The sequence below is a fragment of the Plantibacter sp. LMC-P-059a genome, assembly GCF_030209505.1.
In the GTDB taxonomy this organism is placed as follows: domain Bacteria; phylum Actinomycetota; class Actinomycetes; order Actinomycetales; family Microbacteriaceae; genus Plantibacter.
The window spans coordinates 196,856-217,207 of sequence record NZ_JARVRZ010000006.1 but is presented as its reverse complement, the minus strand read 5'-3'; the positions used below and the strand labels follow the sequence as shown (position 1 = coordinate 217,207).

General features: G+C 70.2%; 19 protein-coding genes. 13 read left to right on the top strand and 6 right to left on the bottom strand.

The window, feature by feature from the left end; all coding sequences use genetic code 11:
- Positions 1–175 precede the first annotated feature (175 nt).
- Genes QRN27_RS14355 through QRN27_RS14340 form a run of 4 tightly spaced genes read left to right on the top strand, consistent with a single transcriptional unit; the run spans position 176 to position 5,038 of the window.
- Positions 176–1,210: a sugar ABC transporter substrate-binding protein gene (locus tag QRN27_RS14355; RefSeq protein ID WP_082455637.1), complete on the top strand. Its 1,035-nt coding sequence runs from the start codon at positions 176–178 to the stop codon at positions 1,208–1,210.
- Positions 1,207–2,922, top strand: a complete 1,716-nt coding sequence (locus QRN27_RS14350) for a sugar ABC transporter ATP-binding protein (protein WP_285042803.1) — start codon at positions 1,207–1,209, stop codon at positions 2,920–2,922. The genes QRN27_RS14355 and QRN27_RS14350 overlap by 4 nt, the downstream gene beginning before the upstream one ends.
- On the top strand, positions 2,919–3,932 hold the full coding sequence (locus QRN27_RS14345) for an ABC transporter permease (RefSeq protein ID WP_285042802.1): 1,014 nt from the start codon (positions 2,919–2,921) through the stop codon (positions 3,930–3,932). The genes QRN27_RS14350 and QRN27_RS14345 overlap by 4 nt, the downstream gene beginning before the upstream one ends.
- Positions 3,929–5,038 carry an ABC transporter permease gene (locus QRN27_RS14340; protein WP_285042801.1) on the top strand — a complete coding sequence of 370 codons (1,110 nt, stop codon included), beginning with the start codon at positions 3,929–3,931 and terminating at the stop codon, positions 5,036–5,038. The genes QRN27_RS14345 and QRN27_RS14340 overlap by 4 nt, the downstream gene beginning before the upstream one ends.
- Positions 5,039–5,435: 397 nt before the next feature.
- Here QRN27_RS14340 and QRN27_RS14335 read toward each other — a convergent pair whose 3' ends face one another.
- Entirely contained in the window at positions 5,436–7,427 is a 1,992-nt protein-coding gene (locus QRN27_RS14335; protein WP_285042800.1) for an aldo/keto reductase, read from the bottom strand.
- Between the two features lie 93 nt (positions 7,428–7,520).
- Here QRN27_RS14335 and QRN27_RS14330 point away from each other — a divergent pair, with 93 nt between their 5' ends.
- The 3 genes from QRN27_RS14330 (at position 7,521) to msrA (ending at position 10,022) form a co-directional block, all read left to right on the top strand.
- Positions 7,521–8,621: a LacI family DNA-binding transcriptional regulator gene (locus QRN27_RS14330; protein ID WP_285042799.1), complete on the top strand. Its 1,101-nt coding sequence runs from the start codon at positions 7,521–7,523 to the stop codon at positions 8,619–8,621.
- Positions 8,622–8,675: 54 nt separating this feature from the next.
- Entirely contained in the window at positions 8,676–9,323 is a 648-nt protein-coding gene (locus tag QRN27_RS14325; RefSeq protein ID WP_285042798.1) for an MOSC domain-containing protein, read from the top strand.
- Between the two features lie 150 nt (positions 9,324–9,473).
- Entirely contained in the window at positions 9,474–10,022 is a 549-nt protein-coding gene (msrA, locus tag QRN27_RS14320) for a peptide-methionine (S)-S-oxide reductase MsrA (RefSeq protein WP_285042797.1), read from the top strand.
- A gap of 72 nt (positions 10,023–10,094) precedes the next feature.
- On the opposite strand, the gene QRN27_RS14315 is transcribed toward msrA, so the two are convergent.
- Entirely contained in the window at positions 10,095–10,313 is a 219-nt protein-coding gene (locus QRN27_RS14315; RefSeq protein ID WP_194671151.1) for a hypothetical protein, read from the bottom strand.
- 207 nt (positions 10,314–10,520) lie between these two features.
- Here QRN27_RS14315 and QRN27_RS14310 point away from each other — a divergent pair, with 207 nt between their 5' ends.
- The 6 genes from QRN27_RS14310 to QRN27_RS14285 all read left to right on the top strand — a co-directional run bounded on the left by QRN27_RS14310 (position 10,521) and on the right by QRN27_RS14285 (position 16,191).
- Positions 10,521–10,742 (top strand): hypothetical protein, encoded by a 222-nt coding sequence (locus tag QRN27_RS14310; RefSeq protein ID WP_285042796.1) that lies wholly within the window; start codon positions 10,521–10,523, stop codon positions 10,740–10,742.
- A gap of 102 nt (positions 10,743–10,844) precedes the next feature.
- A complete protein-coding gene (locus tag QRN27_RS14305) occupies positions 10,845–11,540 on the top strand; it encodes an LON peptidase substrate-binding domain-containing protein (RefSeq protein ID WP_285042795.1) in 696 nt (231 codons plus the stop codon).
- Positions 11,541–11,764: 224 nt separating this feature from the next.
- Complete coding sequence (locus tag QRN27_RS14300) at positions 11,765–12,736, top strand: sugar phosphate isomerase/epimerase family protein (protein ID WP_285042794.1); 972 nt, start codon at positions 11,765–11,767, stop codon at positions 12,734–12,736.
- Positions 12,737–12,761: 25 nt separating this feature from the next.
- Positions 12,762–13,715 carry a 3-hydroxyacyl-CoA dehydrogenase family protein gene (locus tag QRN27_RS14295; RefSeq protein ID WP_285042793.1) on the top strand — a complete coding sequence of 318 codons (954 nt, stop codon included), beginning with the start codon at positions 12,762–12,764 and terminating at the stop codon, positions 13,713–13,715.
- A 62-nt stretch (positions 13,716–13,777) separates the two neighbouring features.
- Entirely contained in the window at positions 13,778–14,551 is a 774-nt protein-coding gene (locus QRN27_RS14290) for an SDR family NAD(P)-dependent oxidoreductase (RefSeq protein WP_285042792.1), read from the top strand.
- Positions 14,552–14,817: 266 nt separating this feature from the next.
- The gene (locus QRN27_RS14285; protein WP_285042791.1) at positions 14,818–16,191 is read left to right on the top strand and encodes an MFS transporter; all 1,374 of its coding nucleotides are present in this window, start codon (positions 14,818–14,820) and stop codon (positions 16,189–16,191) included.
- A gap of 136 nt (positions 16,192–16,327) precedes the next feature.
- Here QRN27_RS14285 and QRN27_RS14280 read toward each other — a convergent pair whose 3' ends face one another.
- The 4 genes from QRN27_RS14280 to QRN27_RS14265 form a co-directional block, all read right to left on the bottom strand.
- Positions 16,328–17,041: a GntR family transcriptional regulator gene (locus tag QRN27_RS14280; protein ID WP_285042790.1), complete on the bottom strand. Its 714-nt coding sequence runs from the start codon at positions 17,039–17,041 to the stop codon at positions 16,328–16,330.
- 102 nt (positions 17,042–17,143) lie between these two features.
- Entirely contained in the window at positions 17,144–17,953 is an 810-nt protein-coding gene (locus tag QRN27_RS14275; RefSeq protein WP_285042789.1) for a triose-phosphate isomerase family protein, read from the bottom strand.
- Entirely contained in the window at positions 17,953–18,414 is a 462-nt protein-coding gene (locus QRN27_RS14270; RefSeq protein WP_056013815.1) for a ribose-5-phosphate isomerase, read from the bottom strand. Before QRN27_RS14270 ends, QRN27_RS14275 begins: the two co-directional genes overlap by 1 nt.
- A gap of 97 nt (positions 18,415–18,511) precedes the next feature.
- The gene (locus QRN27_RS14265; protein WP_285042788.1) at positions 18,512–20,242 is read right to left on the bottom strand and encodes a dihydroxyacetone kinase family protein; all 1,731 of its coding nucleotides are present in this window, start codon (positions 20,240–20,242) and stop codon (positions 18,512–18,514) included.
- Between the last annotated feature and the right edge of the window lie 110 nt (positions 20,243–20,352).

Below are 20,352 nucleotides of genomic sequence, written 5' to 3'. Positions count from 1 at the left end.
CCCCGCCAGGCGTTGTGTTACGTCAGGTTGAGCGCCCTCTCGCGGCCCTCCCCGTCCGTCCCTACTGTTACTGCAACCCCGACGTCCCGGTGCAGCTCACGCCCGCACCGACAGCGGACGGCGGCCCCGACCCACCCCCGTACCGTCCCGCGCCCCACCGTCCTCTGGAGTCCCCATGCGTCGTCGATCGCGCCTCGCGCTGTCCATCATCTCGCTGGCCGTCGTGGCCGGTCTCGCCACCGGCTGTTCGCTGAAGCAGTCCTCGTCCGGCGAGTCGACGAGCGGCCCCGCGGCCAGCTCCGCTGCGTCCGACGCCGACGTCCCCTCGCTCAAGGGCAAGACCGTCGGTGTGGCCGCGAAGGACGTCGTGCGCGACTTCGGTCGCCTCACCTACCAGGGCGTCCAGGACCGCTTGGAGGAGCTCGGCGCGAAGGTGGTCGCGACCCAGGCCGATGCGCAGGACGACAAGCACCTCGCCAACGTCGAGAACCTCGTCTCGCAGAAGGTCGACGCGATCGTCGTCATCCTCGGCGACGCCACGACGCTCGCGCCGGCGCTGCAGCAGGCGAAGGACGCCGACATCCCCGTCTTCACCATCGACCACGCCAGCGAGAACTCGGTGAACAACATCGGTTCCGACAACTGGCAGATCGGTTCCACGCTCGCCCGCACGCTCGCCGAGGACATCGGCGGAAAGGGCAAGGTGCTCGTCTTCAACGGCTTCTACGACGTCACCCCCTGCCAGATCCGCTACGACGAGTTCAAGCTGGTGCTGAAGAACTACCCGAACATCGAGGTCATCGAGCCCGAGCTGCAGGACGTCTACGAGGGCACCATCGAGGACGCCAAGCAGAAGACGAACGACGCGCTGACCCGGTACCCGAAGGGCGAGATCTCGGCCGTGTGGTCGTGCTGGGACCTCCCCGCGATCGGTGCCGCGCAGGCCATCGACGCAGCCGGTCGGAACGAGATCAAGGTGTACGGCGTCGACGCCGAGCCCGGCGCGCTCGACCTCATCGAGGACCCTGCCTCGGTCTACCAGTTCACCGTCGCGCAGCAGCCGACCCTGTTCGGCACGACGAGCGCGGACAACGTCGCCCGGTACCTCGGTGGACAGCAGGACGAGGTGCCGCTGAGCACCTACCTCGACGCCGTGTTCATCGACAAGGCGAACGTCGCCGACGAGCGCAAGCGACTCGGCCTGGAATGACGGACCGCACCTCGACCGACGAGTCGACCGCCCAGCGCACGCTGGACGGTCGGCCCGGCGCGGCTGCTTCCGGCTCACCCGCGCCGGCGGTGACCATGCGGGGCATCGCGAAGGACTTCGGCGGCGTCCGCGTGCTGCACGACGTCGACCTCGAGGTGCAGCCGGGAGAGGTCGTCGCGCTCGTCGGCGAGAACGGTGCCGGCAAGTCGACGCTCATCAAGATCCTCACCGGGCTCTACACGGCGAGCGAGGGGTCCATCGACATCGACGGCGAACCCGCCGTCATCCGGAACCCCGGCGACGCCGAACGCCTCGGCATCCGGGTCATTCACCAGGACCGCCACCTCGCCGGACGACTCACTGTCGCCGAGCAGCTGTTCCTCGGCTCACGCACCCCGTTCCTCACGGGCCGGCAGCTCGACCGCCGCGCGGAACGGGAGCTCCTCGACCTCGTCGGACTCGACGTCCCCGGCAGCACGCTCGTGGACGAACTCAGCGTGGCCGAGCAGCAACTCCTGCAGCTCGCGATCGCGACGATCACGCGCCCGCGCATCCTCGTGCTCGACGAGCCGACCGCCCCGCTCGCCGCGGGGGACGTGGAGCGCTTGTTCCGCACCGTCCGCGCCCTGCAGGCCGAGGGCGTCGCCGTCATCTACATCTCCCACTACCTGCAGGAGGTGCGCGACATCGCGTCCCGCGTCGTCGTCCTCCGCAACGGCGAACGCGTCGGTGCGCTCGATCTCGCCGACCCCGACGCGACGCTCGACGCCATCGTGCAGCTCATGGTCGGCCGCAGTGTCACGGAGTTCGGAGACGGGGAACGCGTCGCGGCGGACGCCGGGAGCGAGCCGGTCCTCGCGATCGACGCGCTGACGGTGCCGGACCGGCTCCACGGCGTCTCGATCACGGTGCGGCCGGGCGAGATCGTCGGGGTCACCGGCCTTGTCGGCTCCGGGCTCGAGGAGCTCGCCGACGCCGTCGTCGGCCTCCGCGCCCACGGCGGAACGGTGCGCCTCGGCGCCGCCGGCACGATCCGCTCGCCGCGTGCCTTCGTCCGTGGCGGCGGCGCCTACGTGCCGGCGAACCGCCACCGCGACGGCATCCTCAACCGGCAGTCCGTGCGGGAGAACCTGACGCTCGCGGCGCTCGACCGCATCACGGGCCTCGGAGGCATCCTGCGCGGCCGACGCGAGCGAGCGATCGCCGCCGACCTCGTCGAGCGGCTCGACATCCGACCGGCGAACGACGCCGCGGTCGCCGGCAGCCTGTCCGGTGGCAACCAGCAGAAGGTCGTCCTCGGTCGCTGGCTGGCCGCAGGATCGACCATGTTCGTGCTCGATCAGCCCACCTCCGGGGTCGACATCGGCTCGCGCCAGCAGATCTACGCGGAGATCGATGCGCTCGTCGCCCAGGGCGCCGGGGTGCTGCTCGTGAGCGTCGACCTCGAGGAACTCATCGGCCTCGCCGACCGCGTGCTCGTGCTGTATCGCGGAACCATCCGTACAGAGCTTCCGCGGTCGCAGGCGACGGCCGACACGATCCTCGCGTGGTCGACGGGCGTCGCCGAGCTCGCCGCCCCATCGGTCCCTGAGACCAACCCGGTCCCTGAGCCGACCCCGGTCCCTGAGCCGACCCCGGTCCCTGAGCCTGTCGAAGGGCCATCGACCATCTCCCGGAACGCAGCATCGCCCACCCGAGGAGCCTCCGCATGACCGCCCTGTCCGCACCGCCCGCCGCTCCCTCGGCCGCCGCCGAGTCCACGACGAAGCGCCGCCCGGTGTCCCGGCTGGGATTGATCGGCTACGCGATCGTCGTGATCGAGATCGTCGTCTTCGCGGTCGCCTCGCCCGGTTTCCTCGATCCCGCGAACCTCGCGACGATCCTCACCCAGTCCGCGGTCTACGCCATCGCCGCTTTCGGCTTGTCCGTCGTCGTCGTGACGGGTGGCGAGGACGTCGTGCGTGGTGGCATCGACCTCTCGATCGGCGCCGTCCTGGGCTTCTCCGGTGCGCTCGTCGCGGTCCTGCTGCAGGCCCAGCTCGGCCTGCCGCTCGCCCTGCTCCTCGGGCTGGGCGCCACCGCGCTCATCGGGCTCGTGAACGGGCTCGTCGTGGTCGCCGGGATCCGCCCGCTCCTCGTCACGCTCGCGATGATGAGCATCGTCACGAGTCTCACGATCGTCATCACCGACAACGTGAAGGTGCCCGTGTCCGACGGTGGGCTCGTCTGGCTGCGCAGCGGTCATGTGCTCGGGGTCCCTGCCGCGGTCGTGGTGCTCGTGATCGTCTTCGCGATCGTCGTCTTCGCCACCGGTCGCACCAGTTGGGGTGTGCGGAACGCGGCCGTCGGCCAGAACCCCACCGCCGCGCGGGTCGCCGGGATCAGCGTGAACCGCCACCTCGTCGGCAGCTACGTGCTCGCTGCCGTGCTCGCCGGCATCGCCGGTGTGCTCATGACGAGCCGGCTCTCCGCGGCCCTCCCGGGGATCGGGGAGCAGTCGTTGATCGACATCCTCCTCGCGACCTTCCTCTCGATCGCGTTCTCCCGTCGCCTGGTCGTCACGATCACCGGCACGCTCTTCAGCGCCGTGTTCGTCGCGATCCTCACGAACGGGTTCAGTCAGCTCGGCGTCCCGAGCCAGTGGATCGGCATCACCAAGGGTGTGCTGATCCTGCTGGTCCTTGCGGTCGCCGCGATCCGTGAACGGAGCGTCAAGCGATGAGCATCGACACCCGGGAGGATGCGACGCCCGCAGCCGACTCGTCCACCACCACCGGCGGGGGCCGGCGGAGCGACACCCCGGGTCGCCGGGGGAGCGGCTCGGACAAGCGGGCAGGCGGTCCGCTCTCCACCCTGACGGTCAGCGGACTCGGGGCCGCCGTCCCGCAGGCCCTCGCCCCGACCGTGCTCGCGGTCCTGCTCATCGTCTTCGCGATCCTGTCGCCGTCGTTCCTCACCGCCGACAACCTGCTCGGCGTGCTCAACCAGAACGCCCTGCTCCTGCTGGCGGCGGTGGCGATGACGGTCGTCGTGCGGGCCGGCGGCATCGACCTGTCGATCGGGGTCGCCATCGACCTCGCGGCGCTGACCGCCTCGGCGCTCCTCGCGGACGACTACGTCGCCTGGGTCGCGATCGTCGGCGGGCTGGTCGTCGGCCTCCTCGTGGGTGCGGTGAACGCGTTCCTCATCGTCGTGCTGCGCATCCGACCGTTCCTGGCCACCTTGAGCGTCTGGTTCATCGGTGGTGGGGTGCAGCAGGTGGCGACTGACGGCGGCTCGCCCATCTACCTGTCGCGTAGCAGTGTGCCGGACGAGTTCGCGTGGCTGGGTGCCGGTTCGGTGCTCGGGGTGGCCGCGCCCATCGTGATCGCCGTGATCGTCCTCCTCATCGTGTGGGCGGCGCTTGAGCGGAGTCGTTGGGGGCGCGTGCTGACGGCCGCCGGGGAGCAGCCGACCGCCACGCGGATCGCCGGACGGATGGCGGGGACGTCGATGGCGACCGCGTTCGTCTTCGCGGCGGGGATCGCGGCGATCGCCGGACTGATCCTCGCGGCGCGGAGCAACGGCTTCGTCGCGAACAGCGGGCAGCTCTACGTGCTCGACTCGATCGGTGCGGTGTTCATCGGGACGACGCTCAGCCGGACCGGCCGGCCGAACCTCTTCGGCACGCTCGTCGGAGTGCTCATCTTCGCGTTGCTGACGAACGGGATGAACCTCATCGGCCTGTCCTTCTACTGGCAGGGCCTCGCCCGCGGTGTCGTCCTCATCCTGATCCTGCTGCTCGGTGTCCTCCTCGCGCGCGACCGGGCCCGCAAGCCCCTCACCTGACGTCTAATCGCCGCGGGTGGTGTGGTGGTGGTCGTGGGTGCCAGCGCGGTGCGCTGACGTGAGACGTCGCGACTCGGCATGAGCGCACCCCTTACGCGTGAGCGCGGGTCTCTGGAGACCCGCGCTCACGCGTAAGACCCGCGGCGAGGCCCAGCGCACCGCGCTGGCGCCGGGTCACGCGTGGTCGGGCCCCGCACCCAGCGCTCGGGTCAGCGCGGTGCGCTGACGTGAGATGGAGCGACTCGGCGTGGGCGCGTCCCGCGCGACTGAGCGCGGGTCTCTGGAGACCCGCGCTCACGCCCATGACCCGCGGTGACGTCAGCGCACCGCGCTGGCGCCCCGCCACAGACCCGCGCTCGCGTCAGCGCACCGCGCTGGCACCACCCGAGGGACCCGCTCAGACGCGGAGGTCGAGCCAGGCGACCTGCTCCGGCGTCAGCTTCAAGGACAGGGCGTCGGTCGACGAGCGGGTCTCCTCGATCGACCGCGGCCCGATGAGCGCGAACGTCGGGAAGTCCTGCGCCAGCACGTACGCCAGGGCGATCGCGGTCGGCGCGACTCCCAGGTCCGAACCGAGCTTCCGGGCACGAGCCAAGCGCTCGAAGTTGTCGTCACTGTAGTAGCAGCGCACGAGGTCGGGATCGGACAAGTCCTCGGGCTCGGCACGGCCCGTGAAGAACCCGCGAGCCTGGGACGACCACGGCAGCAGCGGCGTCTTCGTCTCCTCGAGCCAGGCACGGCTGGTCGGATCGGTCACCTCCACGCAACCCGCCCACGGCACGTCGAGCGCCCGCGCGAGACCGAAGTGGTTACTCAGCGCCGCGAAGCCACGCTTGCCGTGCGCCGCGGCGTACGCGTTCGCCTCCTCGAACCGCTCGATCGACCAGTTCGACCCGCCGAAGGCGCGGATGCGACCGGCCTCGGCGTGCTCGTTCAGCACGTCGACGAACTCACCGACCGGTACCTCGACGTTGTCGCGGTGCATGAGGTACAGGTCGAGGTGGTCGGTCCCGAGCCGCTCGAGGCTCTCGAACAGCTGACGTGAGATCGACTCCGGGTCGCAGAACGGCGTGTGCGCACCCTTCCCGATCACGACGACGTCATCGCGGAGGCCACGGTTCGCGAGCCACCGCCCGAGGAGCTGCTCCTGGAGTCCGTCGCCGTAGAGCCAGGCGGTGTCGAAGGCGTTACCGCCGCGCTCGAAGAAGTCGTCGAACATCGCGGAGGCCTGCGGGAGGGTCTCCTGGTTGTCGACGCCCATGACGAGCCGGGAGATGTCGTGGTCGATGCCGGCGATCCGACCGGTGGGCATCGGCAGCTCGGCGCGCACGGTGAGTGGACGGCCGGAACCGGTCGGGACGTCCGTGTCGATCGACTCGAAGGGGTACTCGAGGCCGATCGCGGCCCGCCAGCGATCGAGGGTGGCGGCGTTGCCGAGCGAGTCGGCCCACCGCATCTGCGGCGCCTGTCCGGCCTCGGCGAACTCGGCGAGTGCATCGGCCTGGATCGCATACTGGTGCGCTCCGGGGATCAGGATCGACTCCGTGCCCGAGACGGTGCGGACCTCGATCGTCGAGCCGTCCTCGACGGAGGGCAGCCACGGGTCGGCGACGATGATCTGACCGGCCGAGCCCGTGACGACGACACGGTTGTCGTCCTGCACGCGGACACCGCTCGTGACGTGCGCCGTGATGCCGGAGGGGAAGACGAGGGAGGCGCTGGCCCACTCGTCGACGCCGGTCGAACCGATGGTCCCGTTGCCGGTGACCTCCGTCGGGTCGGCGAACGGCGCGCCCACGGCGGCACCGGCGATGAGGCGCGCGATCGAGACGGGGTAGCCGCCGACGTCGAGGATGCCGCCGCCGGCGAGCTCCGGGTTCATGAGTCGGTGGTCGGCGGGCAGGTCCGCGGCGAAGGCGAAGGAGGCTTCGATGTGCTGGACCTCGCCGATCGTGCCCGACGACACCAGTTCGACGAGCTTGGCCGTCTGCGGGTGGAAGCGGTACATGAACGCCTCGGCGAGGTAGACCCCGGCGCGGCGGGCGGTCTCCACGGCGAGCATCGCTCCGGCGCGGTTCACCGAGAGCGGCTTCTCACTGATGATGTGCTTCCCGGCCTCAGCGGCTTCGATGACGAGCCGGACGTGCTCGGTGTGCGGGGTCGCGATGTACACGGCGTCGATGTCCGGGTCCGCCAGCAGTTCGGCGACGGAACCGTAGGCGCGGACGGGAGCCGTGCCGTCGCCGAAGCGATCACCGAACTCCTGGGCGCGGGCCGCGTCGCGACTGGCGACGGCCGCGAGACGCCCGGTACGACTCTCGTGCAGTTGCGTCGCGAAGCGTTCCGCGATGGTTCCGGGTCCGATGATTCCCCAGGCGACGTGTTCCATGTGGTGATGCTCCTCGACGTTGATCGGCGGTTCTGTGGTCTTCGTGAACGCTACCGTGAACGTTCACGGCGATGGTATCAGTACGATGTGTCCATGACCAGACCCCGCGACGATCAGGCTCCCGCACGAGCGACGATCATCGACGTCGCCCGGGTCGCCGGGGTCTCCAGGCAGACCGTGACCCGCTCACTCAATGGCATGCGCGACGTCAGCGAGGCCACCAGGCAGCGCGTCATCGAGGTCGCGGCATCACTCAACTACCGGCCGAACCGGGCCGCGCAGCATCTCGTCAGCGGGCGTACGACGACGCTCGGTCTCGTCGTCGACGACCTGCGGAACCCGTACTACCCGGAGCTGGCCGCGGCGCTCGTGCAGCAGGCCGCCGAGCGCGGGTGGACCGTGCTGGTCGCCGAGGTCGGGGGAGCGGGCGTCGCCTCGGGTGAGCGACCGGCCGCGGCGGATCGAGGGCCGGAGCTCCCCGACGCCGAACGCGCGCAGCTCGCCGAACTCGCACGGCAGGTCGACGCTGTCGTCGGACGCAACGGCGCCGACCACGGAGCCCTGCAGGGGGCGTTCGCGACCATCCCCTTCGTCTCCCTCGGCGACCAGCGCACCCGCGACCACGACGATCCTGCGGCCGAGGAGCCGGTTGCGGCACCGGTGGCCGGCGTCGACATCGACTTCGACGACGGCATCCGTCAGGCCATCGCCCATTTCACAGCCACCGGTCGGCGCTCCATCGCGATGATCGACGCCTCGGCCGAGCCCTCCGGGCGTCGCCTCGCCTACCGCGCCCTCCTCGCGGAGCACGGCCTGCCCTGGTCGGAGGCGTCGGAGACCTGGGCGGACGACACGCACCAGGGTGGCGTCGCCGCCGCCCTCCGCTGCCGCGACGCCTTCCCCGAGGTCGACGCGGTCCTCGTCTTCAACGACGTCATGGCGGTCGGGGTGCTCAAGGGGTTCGCGCGCGCCGGGGTGCGCGTGCCGGAGGACGTCGCGGTGATCGGCATCGACGGCCTCGACCTCGGTCGCTTCGTCACCCCCGAGCTGACGAGCGTCGCCGTCGACAAGCGCGACCTCGCCCGGCTCAGCCTGGAACTGCTCGACGGCATGATGTCCGGCGCGCTCCCGCTCTCCGGCCCGACGGTCCGGCGGACGGTGGGCGTCTCGCTCGTCGTGCGCGAGTCCGCCTGAGGTCTGCCGGGCGCCGTGCCGCCACCGGCGGCGAGGACACGGCAGACTGGTCCCATGCCTGAACTCCTCGCCCTCTGCCGTGTCGACGCCCTCCAGATGGACGACGGGTCGATCGGCGTCACCGCGATCGACAAGCGCGCGGTCGACGAGCCGCTCCACGTCCGGCCCATGGGGCTCTACGGCGACGTGCAGGCCGACCGAAAGCACCACGGCGGCCTCACGAAGGCGCTCTACGCCTACGCCGAGGAGGACGCGCGGTTCTGGGAGGGCGAGCTCGATCGCGAGATCACCCCCGGGTTGTTCGGTGAGAACCTCCGCACGCAGGGGCTCGACGTGAACGGCGCCGAGATCGGTGAACGCTGGCGCATCGGCGACACCCTCGTCGTCGAGGTGACGTGCCCGCGCACGCCGTGCGGCACGTTCCAGCGACGGCTCCGCGAGCCGCGCTGGGTGAAGCGCTTCGCCGACGCCGCCCGGCCCGGCGCCTACCTCAAGGTGGTCAAGAGCGGGACGGTCCAGGCGGGCGACACGATCGAGATCGTCCGGCAGCCCGGCCACGGCGTGACCATCGCCTCCTGGTTCGCCGCCGCCGACGAGGCCCAAGCCGTCGCCCTCGAACAGTCGGAGCAGTCGGGTGCCGTGGCGCTGGCCCCCGAGATCCACGAATCGATCAAGCAGCTCCGTCGCAAGGCGACCCTCTGAGTGACGCCCGGCCCTCCGCGCACCTGGGGGACTCCTGAGTGCAACCCCCGGGCGGAACAGTCCGGAAGCACCCGCTGTTGCATACCATGGAGCCGAAGACCGGAGCACGCGGGGACCCCGCACGGTGCTCGGCACGAAGGAGGAGTCACGATGAGTGCAGCAGACGAGCAGGGCAGGACCACCGAGCGTGCCGTCCTGGCCGGCGGATGTTTCTGGGGCATGGAAGACCTCGTCCGCAAGATGCCCGGCGTCATCTCGACGCGTGTCGGCTACAGCGGCGGCGACGTCCCGAACGCCACCTACCGGAACCACGGCACCCACGCGGAGGCGCTCGAGGTCGTGTTCGACCCGAGCCGGCTCTCCTTCCGTGAGCTCCTGGAGTTCTTCTTCCAGATCCACGACCCGTCGACGAAGAACCGTCAGGGCAACGACGTCGGCCTGAGCTACCGTTCGGCCATCTTCTACACCTCACCCGAGCAGGAGCGCGTCGCGCGCGACACCATCGCCGACGTCGACGCGTCCGGGTTGTGGCCGGCCAAGGTCGTCACCGAGGTGGAGCCGGTGTCCGAGTTCTGGGAGGCCGAGCCCGAGCACCAGGACTACCTGGAGCGCATCCCGTGGGGCTACACCTGCCACTTCGTGCGCCCGGGCTGGAAGCTCCCGCGTCGCGAGGCGGCCACGGAGCAGGCCACCGCGTAGTCTCCATCGCAGCGCCCGGCACCACTGGTGTCGGGCGCTGTGCTGTGCCCGGGGGAGCTGCAGGCCTGGTGGTCAGACGCCGTCGGCGCGCGAGGAGTTGACCGCGTCGGAGGCGAGCCTCGGTGCGAACCGGGGGTCGAAGGTGAGGGGCGGATCGTCGGGCGAGGCGAGCGACGGCTTGCCGAGGCGTACCCATTCCAGGTACTGGAGGTAGGGGTCGGACCCGGCATCGACCGGCGCATCGACGATGCGCTTGCGTCCCCACGGCCACTTCCACCCCACGATCAGCATCCTACGGACGCTTCCTGAAGATCCGCGCACCATCGCGCCACGATCTCGCAACGATGTCCTCCCTGGCCTCGACGGGCACCGGCCGGGGAGTTGTCCAACATGCGTTCCGGCTGTCATGATGAACCACGGCGGAGATAGCTAGACAGTCGAGGTATCGTGAACGACGTGTCTCGTCCTGATCCCGCATCCGTCGAGAGAGGGCGTTCCATGGACTCCGCCGACGGCCCGACCACCGACGTCAGACGAGCGTGGGTCGAACAGCTCGCAGCCGACCGCTTCGGGGTGTTCATCGGCGACCGCCGCATCGGGTTCATCGACGTCGACGGGCCGCTCCACGTCGCCCTCCGCGGGACCGAGTACGACACGGCCGTCGAGGTCGACCGCGCCATCCGCTTCGATCAGGCGCTGCGTGCCCTGCTCGCCGCCTGAGTCCGCTCCGGCGTCCGGCGGCTATGATCGCAGGACGATTCGGGCGGGACGTCGGGGAAGCACCGGCACCGCCGCGGGTCGACGGGACGAAGGGACGCTGACATGACCGACTCCCTCAGCCCCGAGCCCTGGGCCTCCGGACTCCCCGTCCTCGAACTCCCGATGTTCCCACTCGGCTCCGTGCTGTTCCCGCACATGCCGCTCGCGCTCCGGCTGTTCGAGGAGCGCTACCTCACGATGCTCGCCCACCTCCTCGAAGCGGAGGACCCGGCGTTCGGCGTGGTGCTCATCGAGCGAGGCCGGGAGACGGGTGGCGGCGAACACCGCTTCCGGACGGGCACGGTCGCCGAGATCGTGGAGGTCGACGGCGGCGAGGGGTTCGTCGCGGTGATAGCCGAGGGTGGCCAGCGCTTCGAGGTCACCGACTGGCTACCCGACGACCCGTACCCGCGCGCCGAGATCCGAACCCTCGACGACCTGGAGTGGGACGACCGGTTCGAGTCGCTGCGCGGCGAGACCGAGGCGGCCGTCCGTCGCTCGCTCGCGGTGGCGAGTGAGTTCAGCGAGCAGCAGTGGGCCTCGGTGGTCGAGCTCGCTGACGATCCGCTCGAGTCGTCATGGCAGCTCGCCGGCATCGCGCCTGTGAGCGAGCTCGACCAGATGCGGTTCCTCTCGGCAGGCTCCCTCGAGGAGCTGCTGCTCGGGGTCCGCGATCGCGCGACCGAGGCCGGCGAGGCGTTCATCGCGGGTGGCATCGCCGACGCGGACGACGAGGACTGGGACATCCTCGGCGGCTGAGGTGGCCGCACCTCGACAGGCTCGGTGACCGGGTCGCGCTCGATGACCGGGTTGGGCTCGCTGACCCCGGAGTCCGTCGGTCGGCGGGGTGGTCGGCGCGCCCGGTCACCGAGCCTGTCGAGGTGCTCTTGCGCATTCCCGGAAACGGTTTACTATTTCCTATAGGATCTTTTTCACCGGGAGCATCACCCCCGGGCAGCAGTCCCTGAGCGCAATGGAGCATCATGACGGATACGAACGCGACCGCATCGCCGACCTCGGCGGCGTCGAAGACCACCTGGACCGCTGAGACCTGGCCCATCGCCACCTGCCTCCACGGCATCCCGCCGGTCGACCGCAACGGCGTCTCACTGCACGACGCCGAGCCGGAAGCCTGGGACGACCTCTTCGCGCAGGTCGCGGGTGTCGGCTTCACCCTCGCCGAGCTGCCCGACAGCCACGTGCGACCCGCCGACCTCGAGCCATCGCGTCGTGACGAGTTCCTCGCCATCGCGAAGTCGCACGGTGTCGGTGTCCCCTCCGTCCACTTGCAGCGCCAGAGCGTCATCATGCCCGGTCACGAGGAGCGCAATCTCGAGTACGCGCACCGCACCATCGACGCCGCAGCGGAGTGGGGCATGCAGGTGTTCTCCACCGGCCTGCACCAGCCCTTCAGCGAGGCGCAGCGGAAGGCGCTCTGGTTCTGGACGGCGCAGGGCCCGAAGGACCCCGACGACCCCGAGGTGTGGAACGCCGCCGTCAGCCGCATCCGCGAACTCGGCAAGCACGCGGCCGACGTCGGGCTGCCCCTCGCCCTCGAGCTGTACGAGGACACCTACCTCGGCACCGCCGACAGCGCGGTCCGCTTCGTGGAGGAGGTCGGCCTCGACAACGTCGGCCTGAACCCCGACGTCGCGAACCTCATCCGCCTGCACCGCCCCGTCGAGGACTGGCGCGAGCTGTTCGCCAAGACCCTGCCGTACGCCAACTACATGCACGTGAAGAACTACACGCGCGACGAGTTGGCCGACGGCAGCTGGGCGACGTCCGTCCCCTCCACCATGGAGGCCGGCCTCATCAACTACCGCCAGGTCTTCCGCGACGCCGTCGAACTCGGCTTCGACGGCATCATCCTGGCCGAGCACTACGGCGGCGACAGCCTCGGCATGTGCTCCACCAACCAGAAGTACATCAGGACCCTGCTGCCGCAGGCCTGACCGAAACGATCACAGGAGCAACCCCATGACCGCACACACCATCGCCGTCGTCGGATCGGGTTACATGGGCGGCGGCATCGCCCAGGTGCTCGCACTGTCCGGCGCCACCGTCCGCATCGCCGACATCTCCGAGGAGATCGCGCGCAAGAACTACGACCGCCTCATCGCCGAGACCGAGCAGTTCGTCGCCGACGGCCTCTTCCCCGCCGACGCCGTCGAGCGGATCCGCGCGAACGTCTCGCCGGCCGCCTCCATCGAGGAGGCCGTCACCGGAGCCGACTTCATCGAGGAGGCCGTCCCCGAGAAGATCGAGATCAAGCACGAGACCCTCCGCCGCATCAGCGCAGCGGCCTCGCCCGACGCGATCATCGGCTCGAACACCTCGACCATCCTCATCGGCTCGCTCGCCGAGGCCGTCACGAACCCGGAACGGTTCCTCGGCGTGCACTTCTCGAACCCGGCACCGTTCATCCCGGGCGTCGAACTGATCCCGCACGAGACCACCGCCGACGCGGCGATCGCGACCGTCGAGGAGATCGTCGCCGCCACCGGCAAGGAGACCGCCCGGGTCAAGGACTCCACCGGCTTCGTGCTCAACCGGCTGCAGTACGCGCTGTTCCACGAGGCGACGCAGCTCGTCGAGGAGGGCGTCGCGACGGCGGAGGACATCGACACCATCGTCCGCACGACCTTCGGGTTCCGACTGCCCGTCTTCGGGCCGTTCGCGATCGCCGACATGGCCGGGCTCGACGTGTACTCGTTCTGCTACGCCTCGCTCCAGACGCGCTGGCCCGAGCGCTTCGCCACGCCGGACTCCCTCAAGGAGCTCGTCGACGCCGGCAAGTTCGGCACGAAGTCCGGAGCCGGCTACCTCGACGTGCCCGCCGACCGCACGCCGGAACTCATCGCCTACCGCAACAAGGCCTACGTCGCGATCAAGCAGCTCATGGACGAGCTCGGGCCGGCCCCCATCAACTGAGCAGGCCGTCCGGTTCCGCCGGACTCCACAGCCCTCGCCCCCATCACGCAGAAAGGCCGGTCATGACCGCCACCACCTTCCCCGAGTCCAAGACCGTCGTCCTCACCGGGGCGGCTTCCCCGCGCGGCATCGGGCGCGCGTCCGCCCACCACCTCGCCGAGCTGGGGTGGAACATCGGGATCATCGACCTCGACGAGGCGGCCGCGCAGGCCGTCGCCGCGGAGATCGCGGAGCAGCACGGCGTGCAGGCGGCTGGAGCCGGGGCGAACGTCGCGGACGAGGCACAGGTCCGTGCCGCGTTCGACGCCCTCGAGGCCGCCCTCCCGCAGCTCGTCGCGCTCGTCAACCTCGCCGGTGTGGCCTCGCCGGTGCCGTACCTCGAGGTGAGTGCGGACGAGTGGAAGCGCGTCATCGACATCAACCTCAACGGCGTCCACTTCACGACCCGTCGTGCCGTGGAGTCGATGGTGGCGAACGGCGTCGGCCGAGTCGTCAGCCTGTCCTCCGTCTCCGCCCAGCGCGGCGGCGGCACGTTCAGCAAGACGGCCTACTCGGCGGCGAAGGCCGGCGTCATCGGCTTCACCCGGAGCGTCGCGCGCGAACTCGGCCACGACGGCATCACCGTCAACGCCATCTCGCCCGGCCCCATCGACACCGACATCATGGGCGGCACCCTGACGGAGGAGCGCAAGACGGCGATGGCCGCCGACGGCGTCCTCCCACGCATCGGCACCCCGCGCGACATCGCCGCCGCGATCGCCTACCTCATCAGTGAGGACGCCGGCTTCGTCACCGGCCAGACGCTCAACGTCGACGGCGGCCTCTACATGCACTGAGTCGTCTCCTGCACCGAGCCGGCCGCCCCGATCCGCGGGTGCGTCCGGTGCATGCACCACCCCGCACCACGAGCGAACGGAGCAGCACATGCAGCACCTCACCGGCCAATGGACCAAGTCCCGGCTGATCTTCCTCGGTCTCGGCGTCGTCTTCGTCGGCATCGGCCTCTGGATGATCATCCCGTCACTGGTCTCCTGACCACCTCACGCAGCAGCAGCAGCACCAGCAGCACCCACCCGCACCAGTCATCTCAAAGGAGAGTGTCTTGTCCACACCCAATCCGCCGGCGATCGGATCGACCAACGATCCGGCCCTGAAGTCGGCGATCCGCAAGGCGTCGAAGCACCTGATGCCCATGCTCGTCATCCTGTACTTCGTCGCGTTCCTCGACCGCACGAACGTCGGATTCGCCGAGGAGGCGCTCAGCGTCGACCGCGGCATCTCCAACGGCGCCTTCGCCCTCGGCGCCGGAATCTTCTTCATCGGCTACGCGATCTTCGAGATCCCCAGCAACCTGTTGCTGAAGAAGTTCGGCGCCCGCTTCTGGCTCGCCCGCATCGCGGTCACCTGGGGCATCGTCGCCGCGCTGTTCGCGTTCACCACGGGTGACACGATGTTCATCATCCTGCGGTTCCTGCTGGGTGTGACCGAGGCCGGGCTCTTCCCGGGCGTCATCATGTTCCTGTCGGAGTGGTTCCCCAACAAGGTCCGCGTCCAGATGTTCTCGATCTTCTACCTGGCGCAGCCGTTCTCGCAGATGCTCGGCGCCCCGTTGAGCGGTGGCCTCATCAGCTTCGGTGACGCCCTGACGCCGTGGCACGGCTGGCAGGTGATGTTCTTCGCCGAGGGCATGCTCGCTGTCCTAGCCGGACTCGCGGCGCTCTACTTCCTCACCAACTCGCCACAACAGGCGAAGTGGCTGAGCCAGTCGGAGAAGGACTCGTTGACGGCCGCGATGGAACGCGAGGACACCGTCAGGCAGTCGGACGGCCCGACCGGCATCGTGAAGGCGATGACGAGCTGGAAGGTGTGGTACTTCACCATCATCTACTTCTGCCTCCAGATCGCGGTCTACGGGACGACGTTCTACCTGCCGCAGCAGGTCTCCAACCTCATCGGCCAGGATGTCGGTTGGCAGGTCGGTCTCGTGGCGGCCATCCCGTGGCTCGTGGGTCTGTTCGCCTGCTACTACGTGGGTCGCAACGCGAACACCGTCGTCCGCCGCCGCACCTGGGGCACGATGTTCTACATCTCGACGGGTGTCTTCATCCTGGCCTCGGCCTGGGCGGGCGCGAACAACCAGCCGTTCCTCGGCATCCTGTTCATCACGATCGCCGTGGCGAGCTTCCTCTCGGTCGGACCGATCACCTGGGCCTACCCGACGGCGTTCCTCACCGGAACCGCTGCAGCGGCCGGCATCGGCCTCATCAACTCGCTCGGTAACCTCGGCGGCTTCGTGGCGCCGATCATGCGCACCGGGATCAACGAGAGCGTCCCGACCGACAGCGGCGCGTGGGGCGTGGTGTCGCTCGGTGTGTTCGCGTTCCTCGCGGCGGCGATGCTGTACTGCACGAGGTTCTTCCGCGGGGCGAAGGCGGACGACCTCCTCGAGACGACGGCGAACCGCACGGCGCACTAGTCACGACGCACCACCTGGACGGGGTCGATCGCTCACGCGGTCGGCCCCGTTCCGTGCGCCCTTCGACAAGCTCAGGGACCGGGGCAGGGTGGCTCAGGGACCGGGGCAGGGCGGCGCGGGGAAGGCGGCAGGCGCCTCAGTGCTCGGCGTCGCTCCGGGCGCGCATGCGGACGAGCTCGATGTGGGACCGCATGGCGGCCGCGGCGGCCTCCGGCCCCTCGGAGAAGGCGTCGAGGATCGCCCGGTGCTCGACCACGGCCTGGTCGGCGTCGGTGACGCCCGTCTCCACCGTCTGACGCATGCGGTGCACGCGGGTCGAGATGCCCTCGGACATGTCGAGGAGGAACGGGTTGCGGGTGCCCTCGAAGATGAGGTGGTGGAAGTTCCAGTCGACCGCGAAGTACTCCCGCAGGAGGGCGACGGGGATCTCGCCGGTCGACGCCGACGCCCGCACCCTGGCGGTCATCTCGACGTGCTGGGCGAGGGCGACCTCGAGGGCCGGGACGAGGTCGTCGGCCTGGGCGGCGGCGAGGGCGGTCGCGCCGCTCTCGAGCACGATACGGGCGTCGAACAGCGACTCGAGCTGGTCGTCGGCGAGAGGCGGGGCGACGCGGTAGCCCTTGTGCGTGACGCGGGTGACGAGGCCCGTGCGCTCCAGCTGGACGAGCGCCTCGCGGACGGGCGTCGGGGAGACGTCGAGGTCGCGGGCGATGGCGTCGATGGACAGCCGCGCGCCGGGCTCGATGCCCGAGCTGAGGAGCATGTCGAGGACCAGCTCGTAGACCCGGTCGCGGAGCCCGCGGCGTTCGAGTGAGGAGGAGGCGCCGAGCGGGAAGACGGCATCAACCACGGCGGTCTCCGAAATGTGTGCTCGGGGCGTCGTCACGGAGGGGGACCCCCGGTCGAGCTGCCGCGATGATCGTCGAGGTCCAGTTTACGGGGCCGTCAGGCGTCATCGCGGCAGGTCGGCGTCCGTGCTCCGGAGGGCGGCCGCTTCATCGAGGACGAGCGCGAGCGCCGCCGGGTCGTGCGCGAACCGGCCGAGGAAGAGGCCGTCGACGGCGTCGCCGATCGTGGTCAGCAGGCCGGGCCCGGCGCTGCCGCCGTAGATGACGGCCGAGGACGTGCTGACCGCACCCTGCTCGGCGAGGGCGTCGAGATGGTCGCGGAGCCGTGCGCACACCGTCCTGATGTGGTCAGGGGCGGCGGGCTCGGCGGCACCGATGGCCCAGTGCGGCTCGTAGGCGACGATGACCCGGCCGACGATCCCCGCGGCCACCGCCCCGGCCAGGGCGTCGTCGAGTTGGTCGATGCAGGAGGCGGCCGCGTCCTCGGGGTCGCCCTGCGCGGCCTCGCCGATGCAGAGCACGGGAGCGAGTCCGTTGCGGAGGGCGGCGGTGGTCTTCGCGCGGACGACGTCGGGTGTCTCGCCGAACAGTCGACGGCGCTCGGCGTGCCCGACCTCGACGACTTCGCAGCCGACCTCGCGGAGGGCCGCGCCGCTGACCTCGCCCGTGAACGCACCGCGGTCCTCGGTCGCGAGGTCCTGACCCCCGACGGAGGCGACGCCGCGGAGCCGCTCGACCGCCCCGGTCACCGACAGGTACCCGGGGATGACGAACAGCTCGGCGGCGCCGGTCCGGAGGGCGTGGTGCTCGGCCGTGACCCCCGCGACGGCCGAGCACCAGTCGAGCGTCTGCACGTGGCCGAAGTACATCTTCAGGCTCACGCCGACGAGGATCGGGCGGGGGTGGTGGGTCATCAGGAGGCTTCGTACGCGCTGATCTCCTGCACCTTGTCGTTCGACGCACTGGTGGTGTCGAACTCGTAGGTGAGCCATTCGCGGACGTTGCGGCGGGCCAGCTCGATGCCGACGACCCGCTGGCCCATGCAGAGCACCTGGGCGTCGTTGGAGAGCACGGCGCGTTCGACGGAGAAGCCGTCGTGGGCGGTGACGGCCCGGATGCCCTGGACCTTGTTCGCCGCGATCGCGACGCCGAGACCGGTGCCGCAGATGAGCAGGGCCCGGTCGGCCTCGCCACGCGCGACGATCTCCGCGGCCGTCACCGCGACGGTCGGGTAGTTGGTGTGCCCGTCGGCGTCGACCCCGACGTCGACCACGGAGGCGACCAGGTCGCTCGCCTCCAGGTCGCGCTTGAGGATCTCCTTGTAGTCGTAACCGGCGTCATCGGAGCCGATGACGATTCGCCAGGTGCGGGTCATGGTGTGCCTTTCGTGGGTGGCCCTTCGACAAGCTCAGGGACCGGGGTGTCGATTCAGGGACCGGGGATGCCGTTCGAGGGTCGGTGGGTGGTGCGAATCAGTGGTCGGACAGCAGCGCGCCGACGCGTTCGACGATGAGGGCTAGGGAGACGGCTCCGGGGTCCTCGACGCCGACGGCCTTCGAGCCGTGCGAGCGGGCGCGGCCCATGCCTGGCATGAGTCCGGCCGTGTCGTGGGCGGCGGTGGTGGCCACTGCGGCCGCCGCGGTCCAGGCGGTGGGGAGGTCGTCGCCGTCGCCGACGCGTGCTGCCAAGGTGTCGGCGAACGGGACGAGAGCGTCCACGAGGGTCTTGTCGCCGACGGACGCCTTGCCGTAGCGCATGACGGCGTCCTTCGCGGCGGTGACGCCCTCGCTGACCGCGGTGGCCGTCGGGCGTTCGGTGTCGCCGAGGCGCTCGCCGAGGGTGCGCAGCATGACGCCCCAGAGCGCTCCGGACGTGCCGCCGGCCCGGTCGGACCAGGCGTCGCCCGCTCGGTCGAGCACGGTCGCGACGCCGGCGCCGGCCGCTCGCAGCCGTTCGGCCTCCTCGGCGGCCGCGGTCGCCCCGCGGTCCATCCCGATGCCGTGGTCGCCGTCGCCGACGATGGCGTCGAGCCGGCCGAGTTCGTCGGCGTGCTCGGCGATCAGCTCGTGGATGGCCGTGATGGCCGTGGCGACGACGACGGCGGACTCCTGCGACTCGGCGGACGCCTCCGGAACGACGAACTCGGCGGCTTCAGTGTCCTCGGCGGTCACGGTCTCGAGGGCGCCGGTGTCCACCGCGCCGGTGCGGTAGGCCGGGGTGTCGGCGGGCGCGCTCCACAGCCGTTCGAGCTCCTCGTCGACCCACAGCAGGGTCAGGGAGACGCCGGCCATGTCGAAGCTCGTGCAGAATTCGCCGACCTGCGGGTCCACGAGGGTGACGCCCGCATCCTCGAGGAGGGTCGCGACGCGGTCGTAGACGACGAAGAGTTCCTCGGACTTCACCGAACCGAGGCCGTTGAGGATTGGGACGACGCGCGCGCCGTCCACCGCGACGCCCTCAGGGATCTCGGCGCTGTCGAGCAGGTGCTGCACGAACAGCTCGGCGAGGCCGTCGGCGGACGGGATGTCGGTCTCGTCGATGCCGGGCTCACCGTGGATCCCGAGTCCGACCGCCATGCGTCCATCCGGAACGGAGAACAGGGGCTCGTCGGCACCCGGCAGGGTGCATCCGGAGAACGCGACGCCCATCGAGCGGGTGCGGGCGTTGGTGAGGATCGCGACGCGCTCGACGTCGTCGATGCGGTAGCCGCTGGAGGCTGCTCCGCCCGCCACCTTGAAGACGGTGAGGTCGCCCGCGATCCCGCGGCGCTTCTGGAGCTCCGTCGGCGGGGCGCTGAAGATGTCGTCGGTCACGGTGACCGTGCGGCAGTCGATGCCGTCGGCGCGCACGGCGTCCTGGGCGGCGGTGAAGTGCAGCACGTCTCCCGCGTAGTTGCCGTAGCTGAGCAGGACGCCCTCACCCTGTTCGCTCGCACGGATGACGCTCTCGACCTGGTGGGCCGATGGGGAGGCGAACAGGTTGCCCATCGCCGCACCGTGGGCGAGGCCGGGGCCGACCAGGCCGGCGAACGCGGGGTAGTGCCCGGATCCGCCGCCGATGACGAGTGCGACCTCCGGCTCGGCGGACCGCGTGGACCGGGAGACGCCACCGGAGACCTTGCGCACCCAACGACCGTTGGCTCGGACGAACCCGTCCACCATCTCATCGGCGAAGTCCGCCGGCCGGTTCCAGAGCCTGGTCATCTGCATCTCCTCGTCATCGAGTCCGTCGATCCGGCACCAGCCGGCACATCGCGATAATCCTATAGGATATTGGAACCGAGCGGAACCCTGGGTTGCACGACGCAGGAGGC